The 12,924-nt window shown below is 68.6% G+C and carries 8 protein-coding genes; 2 read left to right on the top strand and 6 right to left on the bottom strand.

Going from position 1 to position 12,924, the window contains the following annotated elements:
- Positions 1 to 95 precede the first annotated feature (95 nt).
- The 4 genes from ACWDOP_RS14070 to ACWDOP_RS14055 form a co-directional block, all read right to left on the bottom strand.
- Positions 96 to 5,096: a DNA repair ATPase gene (locus tag ACWDOP_RS14070; RefSeq protein ID WP_456345381.1), complete on the bottom strand. Its 5,001-nt coding sequence runs from the start codon at positions 5,094 to 5,096 to the stop codon at positions 96 to 98.
- On the bottom strand, positions 5,093 to 6,988 hold the full coding sequence (locus ACWDOP_RS14065; protein WP_456345380.1) for an SPFH domain-containing protein: 1,896 nt from the start codon (positions 6,986 to 6,988) through the stop codon (positions 5,093 to 5,095). Before ACWDOP_RS14065 ends, ACWDOP_RS14070 begins: the two co-directional genes overlap by 4 nt.
- The gene (locus tag ACWDOP_RS14060) at positions 6,988 to 7,431 is read right to left on the bottom strand and encodes a hypothetical protein (protein ID WP_456345379.1); all 444 of its coding nucleotides are present in this window, start codon (positions 7,429 to 7,431) and stop codon (positions 6,988 to 6,990) included. Before ACWDOP_RS14060 ends, ACWDOP_RS14065 begins: the two co-directional genes overlap by 1 nt.
- Positions 7,432 to 7,915: 484 nt before the next feature.
- Positions 7,916 to 8,992 carry a tetratricopeptide repeat protein gene (locus tag ACWDOP_RS14055; RefSeq protein ID WP_456345378.1) on the bottom strand — a complete coding sequence of 359 codons (1,077 nt, stop codon included), beginning with the start codon at positions 8,990 to 8,992 and terminating at the stop codon, positions 7,916 to 7,918.
- A 300-nt stretch (positions 8,993 to 9,292) separates the two neighbouring features.
- Between ACWDOP_RS14055 and ACWDOP_RS14050 the strand changes: the two genes are divergently transcribed.
- Positions 9,293 to 10,540: a vWA domain-containing protein gene (locus ACWDOP_RS14050; protein ID WP_456345377.1), complete on the top strand. Its 1,248-nt coding sequence runs from the start codon at positions 9,293 to 9,295 to the stop codon at positions 10,538 to 10,540.
- A 42-nt stretch (positions 10,541 to 10,582) separates the two neighbouring features.
- Here the strand turns inward: ACWDOP_RS14050 and ACWDOP_RS14045 are convergent, their stop codons facing one another.
- Positions 10,583 to 11,290 carry an HD domain-containing protein gene (locus ACWDOP_RS14045; protein ID WP_456345376.1) on the bottom strand — a complete coding sequence of 236 codons (708 nt, stop codon included), beginning with the start codon at positions 11,288 to 11,290 and terminating at the stop codon, positions 10,583 to 10,585.
- Positions 11,291 to 11,438: 148 nt separating this feature from the next.
- Positions 11,439 to 12,422 (bottom strand): GlxA family transcriptional regulator, encoded by a 984-nt coding sequence (locus ACWDOP_RS14040; protein WP_456345375.1) that lies wholly within the window; start codon positions 12,420 to 12,422, stop codon positions 11,439 to 11,441.
- A 98-nt stretch (positions 12,423 to 12,520) separates the two neighbouring features.
- On the opposite strand from ACWDOP_RS14040, the gene ACWDOP_RS14035 reads away from it, so the two are divergent.
- The gene (locus ACWDOP_RS14035; protein WP_456345374.1) at positions 12,521 to 12,886 is read left to right on the top strand and encodes a hypothetical protein; all 366 of its coding nucleotides are present in this window, start codon (positions 12,521 to 12,523) and stop codon (positions 12,884 to 12,886) included.
- The last annotated feature ends 38 nt before the right edge of the window (positions 12,887 to 12,924 follow it).

Raw genomic sequence — 12,924 nt, 5'->3', positions numbered from 1 at the left:
TATCGGCTCTCGGAAACTCCGCGTACTCTCCGGTGCTTCCAGCGAAAACACTCGTACTTGCCTTTCGGGCTTGCCGGTCTTGGCAGGACCGCAGTTCATGGCGACGGACGTTCTCGGCCGGTTCGAGCGCTCGACTCGAACGAACGCAAGGTGGACTCGATCCCGCCCAGGTGCTCGCTCAACGTCGCGAGCACCGCCACCGCGCGGGCGACCGGATCATCCTGCGCACCGCCGATCGACTGTTCGCGGCGGTAGGCCGCGGTCACCTCGGACCAGCGGCGGGATTGGTCGGGGGTCAGGCGACCGCGGAGTTCCGCGAGCTCGAGCAGGTTCGCCTCGGCGCCGGACGCCAGGGTCTGGGCCTCGGCGCGGTAGTGGTCGTCGATCAGGGACTCCAGTTCGGCGTCGTTCATCACCGGCACGATCCGGGCGGCCAGGGCGTTCATGTCGCGATAGGAACCCTGCAGCTGGAAGGGGGGTTTGGTGCGGCTCGCGTCGGAGATCGCGGCCGAGGCCATGTAGGCGCGGTTCACGGCCAGTACCACCTCGCGCACCCGCAGCAGCTTGCTCAAGACCGCGAGCAGCTCGGTCACCTCGACCTCGGAATAGGGGTGGGCGAGCTGACCGGCGTGTGTGCCCTCCGCACCGGTGGCGAGCCGGACGAGCACTTCCAGATCGGAGCGTTCGCGGCCGGACAGGGGCGCCAGCACCGGATTCGAGGTGAGGGCATTCTCCAGGTAGCTGAGCGCGAACTCCGCGTCCCGGCCCGCGAGCACGTCGCCGAGATTCCAGACGTCGGCGCGATTGGCGAGCATGTCCGGGACGCGAAAACGCTTGCCCTGCTCGGTGTACGGGTTTCCCGCCATGCAGACGGCGAAGCGTTTCCCGCGCAGATCGTAGGTGCGCGTCCGGCCCCGCCACACGCCCTCCATCCGGCGCTGGCCGTCACAGAGCGAGATGAACTTCTGCAGCAGCTCGGGGGAGGTGTGCTGGATGTCGTCCAGGTACAGCAGCACGTTGTTGCCGAGCTCCAGCGCGAAGTTGATCTTCTCGAGTTCCTGGCGCGCGGTCGCGTTCGGTGCGCGATCCGGGTCCACGGAAGTGACCTCGGCGCCGAGCGCCGGTCCGTTCACCTTCACCAGGATCAGTCCCAGCTTCGCGGCGACGTACTCCATGAGCGTGGTCTTGCCGTAGCCCGGCGGGGAGATCAACAGCAGCAGCCCCGACCTGTCGGTACGGCGGTCGTCACCGGCGGTGCCGAGCTGCTTGGCCAGATTGTCGCCGATGAGGGGGAGGTGAACCGAGTCCAGGAGCTGATTGCGGACGAATCCGTGCATGGGCCGCGGCCGGTACTCATCCAGCCGGAGCCGATCGCGTTCGGCGGCCACCAACTCGTTGCGCCGGCGCAGGTAGGCCCGGAAGCCCGGTGCCCGCTCGAGCCGATGCCCGCGACAGCGCTCGAGGAGCTCGTCGAGTCGGAACGTCATGTGCCGGTCGATGATTCGAGGATGCGTGCCGAGCAGTCCCGAGACGGTCGTGCTCGCCCGCGGCACCTCGCGGCGAACAGTGGCGGGACCGCAGAGTTCGACGGCGACGGCCTCGGGCAGGTCGCCGGGCACGGCCTCGTCGTCCCCGGCGGCGAACGTGTGGAACCAGGCGGAGGCCAGCTGATATCGATCGGCGAGCCGTGGTTCGAGGGACCGTAGATCCCGCGCGTAGTGCGCGCTCGAGCCGAGCTTGTCCAGCCCGCGATGGAAGCGTTCCCGGAGCCGATTGACCTCGGCCGAGGTGACGAATCCGGCCGCATCACCGGAGAGTTCGGCGAACAGATACTCCGCCGACCGGGCGCTGTCGACCCGTAGCCCGATCCCCTCGCCGAATTCGGCTATGACCGTGCTCATTTCGGCGCAGATCTGGTCGACCGCAGCGGACGGTCCGAACGCCCTGTTCACCCGCGCCAGCGAACTGATTCGGGCCTCCCAGCGTGCCCGAGCAGGGTCGTCGCCGGACGAGCCGAGCAAGCGATCAGCACCGCCACCGCCGATACCGAAGCTCCACCACAGCTGCGCCGCAGCGCGTTCGGCGGGCGGAAAGCGCAGCAGCTCCACCTCTCGGTACAGCCGCAGCACGGCTTCGAGAATGCGCGTGGCATCGTGATCGTGCACGCCCCGCTCGTAGCCCTCGTCGTACCGGTGCTCGGCCGCCGCGCGCACGATGTCACCGAGGCTGCCGTTCTCGGCCGCGGCGAGCAATCCGTCGACGGTGCCCGCGGTTTCGGCGGTGGCGAGCAGGTCCGCGGCGAGGTATTCGCCGCGATACACCTCTTCTGTCTCGGAGACCAGCGATTGCGTCCAGTACGGCGCGGTCGCGGCGAATCCCGCATCGTGCACCGGGTCGTGATAATCGGTGCCGGTGATCGTGAAGCTGATCGAATCCCCCTGCGGCACAACGGTCAGCTCCGCGGGCCGGGTGTTGACCGCGAACCTGTGCCTGCCCAGCGAGATCGTCCGGCCGCCGTCGCTGTACAGGTCACGCCGGTCCCGCAGGGCGCGCCCGGCCTCCTGCCTGGCCGCGGCGAGCCGGCCGTCGAGCTCCTCGGCGCGAACCATATCGCCGAGTGCGCGCAGTTCCCCGATGACCCGTCCCAGCCGCGCCACCATCGGATCGGCGGCGAAGTAGGCGTTGACCTCATCGGCCGAATCGAGTGCGGCCGTGCGCCGTTGGATGCCATCCAGGATCCGCCGCGCCGAGCTCGCCAGCCGGTCGGCATGCCGGGTGCGCTCGTCGAGCTGAGCCTGCCGCCGCCCGGCGAACGCCTCGTGCACATCCTCGCGCAATCGTGCCAGCCGTTCGGCCGCGCCATCGACATCGCCGGCCCGGCTTTCCAGGTCCTCGATCGCGAGCAGCAACGCCGCCAGCTGCTCATCGCACGCGTCGGGGGTGTCCGCGACGGCGAGCGCCCCGGCGACCCCCTGGCGCAGGACGGTGAACTCGGCCGCGAACTCCGCGCCGCCCTCGGCGGCGGCCAGCGCGCGCCGTCGCGCGTCCACTGTCGCTCGGGCGCTGTTGATTCCGGCCAGCACGGTCCCGATCCGGTCCAGGATCGCGGTCCGCACCGTGGCGTCGGCGATCTCGAGCGAGCCGACCACCTCGGCGACCAGGTGGAGTCCGTCGGCCTGCTCACCGAGCCGGGCGCGCAGCGGCTCGGCGGCCGCGACGGTGGTGATCTCCTCGGACTCGCGGCGCAGCTCCGCGATGTCGTGCTCGTAGCTGTCGAAAGCGCCCGCGCCGCCGAGGAATTCCGCGGTGCGCCGGCCGAAATCGAGCTGGGCGGCCGCGACCTGACCGTCCAGCTCGTCCAGCCGATCGACATCGACGTACTGCAGTTCGCGCAGGGTGAGCAGACCGCCTCTGGCGCTGCGCAATTCGGTGAGGCCCCGAACCCAGTCCGCGGCGGTGCGCGGGGTCGAGGCGCGGGTGGCGCGCCGCAGACCGGCCACCCGCTCGGCGGCGTCGTCGACCGCGGTGAGCGCCCGCGCGGTCAGGGCGGCGACACGTTCGAACTCGCCGAGCATCTGCGCGGCGGTGGCCCGCAGCTCCCGCAGCGGTTCGGCGACGCCGCCGCCGGCCGGGTCGCCGAGCCAGTGATAGCGGTCGAACGCGCGATCGCCGGCGGCGACCATCGCCTCGAAAACCGCTGTGGCGGGCGACATATCGCTGACCATGCGGGCCAGCGCGAGGCATTCGGAGATGCCGCGGACCAGATCCGCGTTGCCGATGCGCGCCAGCGGGCCGGTGCCGGTGGCGTGGGCGGCGCTGTACATGTCCGAAACGAAGGGGGTGCTCCACAGCTGTACGGGGTGCACCCGGGACGGCTCCGCGTCGGTGGTCCTCGGCAGCACGAGCATCCCGTCGTCCAGGACCGCGAACCCGGCCCCGGAGATCGGCGCCGTGATCTCGGTGCGAACCAGGTTGTAGGGCAGCAACAGCGTCCGGCTCTCGGCGCGGGCGCGGAAGACGTACAGCACGTCCTCGCCGTTGCCCGACCGGATGACCCGATCGAACTCGAGCCCGGCGACGTCGATGTCGAAGGACCGGTGCGCACCCGTCGCGAGGTAGTACCCACTCGGGAACACCACCCCCTGCTCGTCCGGCAGCCGCAGACACGCCAGGCCGATATCGTCCCGGCGAACCACCTCCGCGGTACGGGTGTTGAAAACGAGGTAGCGCCAGTGTGTTTCGTTGTAGGGCAGGATTCGCAGCAGGATGAGCGCGCCGACCCGCGCGTACCAGACCTGGGCGTCCGCGAGACTCTGCAACGGCTCGTCGACCGGTTCGGAATAGATGCCGTGCTCGGTGTCGGTGTCGTTCTCGGCCTTGACGGTGAGGGTGCCGCCGAGCGTATCGACGAAGACCTCGCCGCGGATCGACAGGTGTGGATGCCGGCCCGGCACCTCGTCCGCGCGGCCGGTCTGGATCCACTCGACATCGTGCGCGGGCGCAACGCTGTGGTCCCGATCGCCCCTGTTGTCCAGGTAGTGGACGCCGTCGGACTCGCAGCGCCAGCGCAGCACTCGGACATCGCCGAGGCGGTGACCGGTCTGGAACACCGCGAGCAGCAGATCTCCGGCCCGGCGCAGCCGCAGCAGGCGGGTCTGGGCGAAGTACCGGTACAGCTCGGCGAAATCCGCGCGGAACCGCGGATCGTCCAGCAGCCCGGTGGGTTCCGCGGGTTCGATGCCACCGCTCGCGGGCAACTCCGGATCGCCGGGCGCATGCACGCGATACACCGAGAAGATGTCCGCGGGTGTCGTTTCGGCCTTCCTGCTCGGTAGGGCGTTGAAGGCGAACAGCAGTCGACCGTCGGGCAGCGCCGCGACATCCCGAAGCTCCCCGTCACGCGCGGTGTGGACCCGGTCGGTGCCCAGCACCGTGAGTTCCGAGCCGCCGAACGTCTCGACGCGGCGGGCGTTCAGCGCCTCGGCCCGCCGGGTCAGTTCGGCCGCGTGGCCGGTGAGGCGGGCGCGCAGCACCTCGTACGCGCCCGCGTCGACCCCGGTCGCCCGGTCGGCACGTTGCCCGGCATCCACACTCACTGGACCGAAATCCGTTCGCCGTCAGCCGATCCCGCACCGTTGACCGAGTGCGCGGCAGCAGTCGTGCCGTGGTCGGATGTCCCGGCCAGCCTGCCGATGAGCGCGGTGGCGGCTGCCCGGCCGATGTCCGACCCGCCGATGACCTCGTCGATGCCGCGAGCGAGGCCGATCGAGCCGACGACCCGATCCAGGAACACCGAATCCCCGCCGACGATGTCGATCTTCGCCTGTTCGAGACCGGTCGCCAGCACCCGGGCCTGCGCCTCGGCGACCTCGCGGTGGGTCCGCAGCCGAGCCAGTTCGACCTCCTTCTCGAGTTCGAGTCGGAGCCGGTATTCCTCGTGCTCGCGGGTGGCGTCGTCGAGCGCGGCCATCGCCCCGGCCTTCGCGTGCAGGCCGGTGGCCTCGCCCTCGAGCTTCTCACGCAGGGCATTCGCCTCGACGGTGGCCTGCTCCCGGCGCACGGCGGCTTCGGCGCGCCCGACCTTCTCGATCGCGTCGGCTTCGCGCTCGCGCACCAGCACCTGCCCGAGCCCGGTCGCGGCGGCTTCGGCCTGGGTCGCCTCGGCGAGCCGAATCGTGGCGCGGGCCCGCAGTTCCGAGGTCGCCTGCTCGGATTCGGCGAGGGTGAGTGCCTCCCGCGCCCGGTGCACCGCAGCGGCTTCGGCTGCCTCCGCGGCCTTGATGTCCTTGACCAGGTGCTCCTGCGCCACGGCCTCGGCGCGGATGATGATCGCCTGCCGTTGCCGCTCGGCGGCCTCGACCGCACGCAGCCGGTTGATCTGCTCCTCCTGCTCGGCCACGGTCTTGTCGACCGCGACGCGCTCACGCACCACCTCGGCGACCGTGCGCTTCTCGGTTTCGACTTCACGATCGGCGGCGATGCGCGCCAGCCCGACCTCGCGGTCGCGGGAGGTGACTTCGAGCAGCCGGTCCTTCTCGATGCGCTCGGACTCGATCGCGATCACCCGTTCGCGGTTCTTCTCCGCCACCGCGATCTCGCGGTCCATGTTCTGACGCTGGATTCCCAGGGCCTCCTCGGTGCGCAGATGTGCGGTGTGCGAGCGCAGCCGCTCCTCGGCCTGCACCCTGGCGATCTCGGCTTCCTCTCGGGCCCTGGTCGTTTCGACCTCGCGCTGCTGCTTGATCTCGGCGTCCGCCTGCTGGCGCTCGAGCTCGAGCACCGCCTCGCGGGCCTGCACGTTCTGCCTGGTGATCTCCTTCTCCTCGTTGCGCTGGAACTCGTTGGTGCGCACGTGCTCGATCGCGGTCAGTTCGGTGATCTTGCGAATGCCCTGCGCGTCCAGGATGTTCTGCGCGTCGAGGTGGGCGAGCGGGGTCTGCTCCAGGTAGTCGATCGCCGCGTCCTCCAGGCTGTAGCCGTTCAGATCGGTTCCGATCACCTGAATGATGCTGTCGCGGAACTGATTACGCTGGGTGTACAGATCGATGAAGTCGAGGTGCTTGCCGACGGTCTTGAGCGCCTCGGAGAACTTGGCGTTGAAGAGCTCCTGCAGGGTGGCCTGATCGCTGGCCCGCGCGGTGCCGATCGCCTGGGCGACCTTGATGACGTCCTCGGTGGTCTTGTTGACCCGAACGAAGAACGTGATCCGGATGTCGGCCCGAATGTTGTCCCGGCAGATCAGCCCGTCCCGGCCGACCCGGGCGATCTCGATGGTCTTGACCGAGATGTCCACGTACTCGGCTTTGTGCAGCACCGGCAGCACGACCGCCCCGGTGAAGGTCACCTCGACCCTGCGCAGCTTCGAAATGATCAGTGCGCGACCCTGCTCCACCTTCTTGAAGAGCCGGCTGACGGCGAGCAGCGCAACCAGCGCGATCAGTAGCGCGACAGCGATGACGATGCCGAATCCTATTGCGACAGTGAACATCACACCCCCTCTATCGGCGCCACCCAGAAGATCTCGGCGGCGCTCTCGTAGTCGTAGACGACGGCCGAATCGCCCCGCCTGAGCGGGCGTTCGGCGGTGTGTCCGGCGGTCTGCCGGACTTGGATGACGGCCGACGAGCCGTCGGCGGCGCGCAGTTCGGCCTGCCCGAACTCGAGGCTCACGTGGCCGGTGCGAATGACGCAGACGCGGCCGACGAAATCGCCGCGCACCGGTTCGCGGTGGGAAGCCGACCAGGCGCGCAAAAGACCTGCGGTCCAGCGAGTTCCGGACCACGCGATGGCGATCGCGCACACGCACAGCACGACCCGTGCGACCAGGGCCGGCACGCCGGTGACCTCGATGGCCGCCAGGCCCGCCGCGCCGATCAGGCATACCAGCCACGCCAGCGAGATCAGCATCGTGACGAGGACCGCGATCGGCACGCCGTGCAGGCCGAACGGCGCCTCGATGCCGTGTGTGTCGGCGTCATCGATACCGGCCGCGCCGATGGCGACGCAGGACCAGTAGACGAGCAGGACCGCCAGACTGAAAGTGAACAGTACGGCGGGAAAGGACAGAGCTGCGGAGAAGAACTCGCTTACGCCCGTAGGGCGGAGGGCGAGAGGTACGACATCGAATACGCGTGGTTCGTGAATGTCACCTGAGACCCCCTTTCGGTCGAAGTGATATGAACGGACTCAGAACGTCCGTGCCGACCAGACTTCCCGGCTCACCTGCGGGTAATGATGCAGTAAAGAGGTCTGATAATCAAGTGCCGATGCTCTTGAATCCGATGCGTAGGCACTGAAAGATTTTGTTGCACAGTGGCATTCGACAGCTTCGCTTATCTGCGCGACGGGGTCTGATCGCAGCTGAATGTACGGGGAGAATGGTCGAGTATGCGGGTATCGGTGGAGGCGGAAGGGTTCAGCGCTGAGGGCCGTCGGCGGGCCCGGTAATCGGCTCGCGCGGCAGTGCGAAGACCACCGCGTCGTCGGCGATTTCGGCGGGAATTCCCATGCGCGACAATATGTCCACTGCCCGCCGAGTCTGTCCTGCGACCGGGACAACCATTCCTCGGTAATCGAAATCCTGGCAGGAGTTCCGGGTATCGCAACCGTTCTCCCACAGCCTCGCGATGATCGTGCGCAGGGCGTGGTCGACGCAGGACTCGCGACCTGCGGCGCGGACGTGGATCTGGCGGTGGCGCACCGCCACCAGACCGCCGTTGGTCCGTTCGCATTCCGTGCACAGCGGGTACGGGCCCAGGACCACCTTTCCGGACAGCTCCAGCTGATCGAGGAAATAGTCTCGGTTGCTGATCGCCGAGTCGAGCTGTTGCGCAGCGGATTCCGGCTGCTCGTCTTCCAGGCGGCGGTACAGCCGAACGGCCTCATCGGTGGCGCGGAGCGCGTCCCCGAGCTCGCCCGCGTGGAACGAGTAGAGCCCGAGCTGCTGCAGCGCGCCGGCCAGCAGTGGTTCGTATCTCGGTCGGTGCGGTGCGAGGCGGCGCAGTATGTGGACGAGTTCCGCGCCGAGGGGAAGCGCTTGCTCGGCTTCCTCGATCTCGTCCAAGGCCCGGGCGGCGGTATCCAGCGCCATCAGCAGGGCCGGACCGAACCGGCGTGGGTCACGGGGGAGTCCGGCCCGGCACAGTGCGATCGCCTCCAGTGCATCCACCGCCGCTTCCCGGCTGCGACCCAGATCCTCGAGGATGTCCGATCGAACACTCAGGGACTTGGCGAGCCGGGCATCGCGCCGCGATCGCCGGACGGCCGACCCGCGGCGATAGAGCCGGATCGCCTCCTCGACGGCGGCCAGCGCCCGCTCGAGCTGACCTTCGTCGGACAGCGCCCGCGCCAGAAAGTGCAGCGCCTCGGCAAGACTGGGTTCGAGCCCGGGAACGACCGCGTGCACACGCCGCAGCAGCGTGACGGTGTCCGCCAGCGTTTCGGGATCCCGTTTGCCCTGCTCGAGGATCCCGAGCAGTGATGTGCGCGCCATACCCACCCCGTGTGATTCGTCGCGCGCCGGACAGGGCCGGGATTCCGGAACCCAGGTCCGCCACGACCGGTTACACCCCGCACCGGCCTGCCGAGCATCCCATAGTTCGTCCGTCCGTGCCCCGGTCGGCGGCCACTTCGCGCACGAGCGACAGTCTTCGGCGCCGGGCATCGCTCGAGGCAGCGGAAACTGACGATTTGCGCCGCATCGCGGAAACCACGGTGAGGCGGGCCGGATCAGGCCGTAGCGTTGGCCCGGATCCTCCTCGCTGGAACCCGGCACGGACAAAGGCATTCGATCATGACAGCGCAGCTGCTCAAAGGACAGAACATCGCTCTGCAGGCCACCGATCTCGTGGTCTCCGTTCACTCCAGCGCTGCGGTGGACCTGTCCGCGCTGCTGGTCACCGCGGCCGGGCGAGTCCGGTCCGACGACGACTTCGTGTTCTACAACCAGCCGCACGCGCCGGGGGTCGAGTTATCCGCGGGCGCGTTGCGGATCTCCCCGGCGCGGGTGCCCGCCGGAATCGACCAGATCCGCGCCGTCATCACCCTCGACGATCCGCGCGCCAGCTTCGGCCAGTTCCCGCCGCCGGTCGCCACCGTCGCCGACCACACCGGAAAAGTGCTGTGCCAGTACCGCATCGACCAGCTCGGGCCGGAGTCGGTGGTCATCGCGCTCGAGGTCTACCGGCGCAACGCCGAGTGGAAGGTCCGCGCCGTCGGCCAGGGCTACGCGGGCGGGTTCGCGGACTTGGTCACCGACCACGGCATCACCGTCGACGATGCGCCCGTCGCGCCGCAGGCCGATCCCTCGGGGGTGCGCACCGTCGCCGGCGAAGCCACCCTCTCGCTGGAGAAGCGGCAGACCCTCGACCTGCGCAAGCGGGAGGTCGCCAAGGTGCTGCTCACCAAGGGCGCGGGCGGGGTTCGGGCGCGCGTGATACTGGTGATCGACAAGACCGGCAGCATGCACAGCCTGTACCGCAAGAAGGTGGTGCACCGGGTGGTGGAGCGGATGATCCCGGTGGCCATCCAGCTCGACGACGACGGCAACCTCGAAACCTATTTGTACGGTGACAGTTTCGCGAAGCTCCCCGATGTCACCGTCGCCACCGCCGACGCCTGGAGCGCGACCTACCTGCACCTGTCCGGGCGGCACGGCGGCATCGACTACGACCGTCAGATCGGCGGCGTCAACGACGAGATACCCGTCATGACCGACATTCTGGGGTCCCTGCGCCCCGGCGCCGACCCCGCGCTCGTGCTGTTCTTCACCGACGGCGGCTTCCACAACCGCGCCCAGATCACCGCCCTGATGCGCCAGGCCTCCAATCTGCCGGCGTTCTGGCAGTTCATTGGTCTGGGCCGCAACGACTTCGGGATCCTGCGCAAGCTCGACACCCTCGACGGTCGCGTGGTCGACAACGCGGGTTTCTTCGCGGTCCCCGACATCGACGCGGTGAGTGATACCGAGCTGTACCAGCTGCTGCTGAGCGAGTTTCCCGATTGGCTGACGGCGGCGCGGCGGGCGGGTGTGCTGCGCTGAACCGATCGGGCCTGCCTGAAGCGAGGAATGCGGTTCGGATCGTCAGTCGCCCCACGGGTTGGTGTCGACAACCGTGTCCCAGGTGAAGGGCACCAGCTCCGGGTGGCTCAGGCGCAGGATCTCGCCGGGCAGGCTGCCGGGCGGGGCCTTGTGGGGATCGGCGACCACCTGGCGCTCGATCGCGGCGGAGAGGGCGCGGATGCCGCCGAGGCGGGGGTAGGTCGCGTGGACGTGGGCGGCGAAGCCGGGCGGTAGGTCGCCGGGGTCGCCGCCCAGGTCGTAGCCGATGCCGGTGACGGATAGCCAGATCTCGGCGGGGCGGCGGCGCCGGTAGACGGGGGAGTCGCTCAGGCCGGTGGTGTGGGCGGCTATGGCATCCCAGATGATGTCGACGCGGTCGTCGGTGATGCCGCGCTCCTCCAGGTAGCGGGCGGCGTAGTCGGCGCTGTCGACCTCGAAACGCTGTGGGCCGTTGGCGATATCGGACAGGGCGATGTCGTGGAGGGCGCAGATGAGGAACATGTTTTCCTCGTCGTAGTCCTCATCGGGGCGCAGGCCGCGGGCGGTCGCGAGGGCGCGGGCGAACAGGAACCCGCGCACGCTGTGGTTGCGGATGGGCGGTTCGAGCGCGGTGGTGATCAGGTCGAGGGTGTCGGTGGCGAGGGGTGTGGGTGGGAGCGTCAGTAAGTCATGGTGTTCGGAAGGTGCTGTGGCTCGGCTGTTTTCGGTGGTCGGCTGAGGGTGTGGCACGACGGGTCCTCTCCGCGTTGTCGGGGTCGCGCCGCGAAGTGGAGATCGTCTCGTGGCGCGTCTCCAGTCTCGAATCGCCGGAACTCGTTGCCCAGTGGCCGGATAGCCAGATGCCGAACAATTCTGGCCATCTGCGGAATTGTCGTCGCTAACCCGCGATGCGCGTCGGGTGCGGATCCGTGCGGTGCTGAAAGTTGTTGCGGTAGGCCTGGGGTGTGGTCTGCGTCAATCGCGCGAAGTGGTAGCGCAGCGTGGTCGCGGTACCGAAACCCGCTTCCGCGGCGATGTGTTCGATGGACAGCCGTGTGGTTTCCAGTAGCCGCTGGGCGTGATGCACTCGTCTGCGCAGCAGCCATTGCAGCGGCGTCGTGCCGATCTCCAAGCGGAAGCGGCGATTCAGACTGCGTACGCTGATGGCCGCTTGCGCGGCAACCTCTTCCAGCGTCAGCGGGCGCGCCAGGTTCGCCTCCATCCACTCCAGCACGGGCCGGAGCGAGGTATCGGTGCGCACGGGCTCCGCGTGGTTGATGAACTGCGCCTGACCGCCATCTCGGCGCGGCGGCATCACGATTCGGCGCGCGGTATCCGCCGCGATCGCCGCGCCGAGGTCCTGGCGCACGATGTGCAGGCACAGGTCCAGTCCGGCGACGATACCGGCGGAGGTCAGCACTTTCCCGTTGTCGATGTACAGCACCGAAGCGTCGACGTCGACGCGTGGATACTGCCGCGCCAGCTCGTCGGCGTACTCCCAGTGCGTGGTAACCCGCAGCCCGTCCAAGAGCCCCGTCGCGGCGAGCGTGAAAGCGCCGACGCACACAGAGGCGAGCCGGGCCCCGCGCTCGCCGACGCGTTTGAGCGCGTCGACGATCTCCCGGTCCGGCTCGGTGAGGAAACCCGCGGTGCCCGGCACGATGACGAGGTCGGCCTCGGTGAGGCTCTCGATGCTCCACCGGCTGCGCAGTCCTACCACCCCGTCGCCCGAAGCGATGTCCGCACTACCGCTTTTGGTCACGATCCGGATGTCGTAGTGGTCGCGTTCGACCGTGGCGTTCGCCGCCCCGAACACGACGTCCGCGATCATCACCTCGAAACCGAGCGCGTCGTCGGGAGCCATGACCGCCACAATCGCCATGGCGTGAATCTAACGGTGCACAGGCACATTCGGTCATATGCGTACTGCACGAAGGGATTTAAACTATAGCTTCGAGCTATGAAGAGGTGCGAAGGCTCATGGCAGACGAATCAGAGTATCTGGCCAATGTCCGCAGCTATGTCACGCTGATGTCGGAGGGGAAGTCGCCGTCGAACGAGACGGTGATCCTGTCCGCCAGAGGGGTTCGCTGGCGCGGGGGAGACCCGGTTCGGCTCACGCGGCAACTGGATGGTTACGCCGACGAGATCGGCCAGTCCCAGACGATGATCCAGCTTCGCGGTGCGATCGTCGCCGACTGGAACGCGGAGGAGGAAGACGAGCGCCGGAGTCGCTCAGCGACTGCGGCGTCCGGCGGGGGTGACGGGCCGGGCATGGCTTTGTGGGTCGGCAGCATTGTTGTCGCGGTGGTTGTGCTCACCCTGCTGCTGTCGCAGTGCTCGTAGCGGGGCGACGGGTGGGCCCGGTCGGGTTCGCGACCGGA

The organism is Nocardia sp. NPDC003693 (genome assembly GCF_053981095.1).
This window is presented reverse-complemented; position numbering and strand designations above follow the sequence as displayed.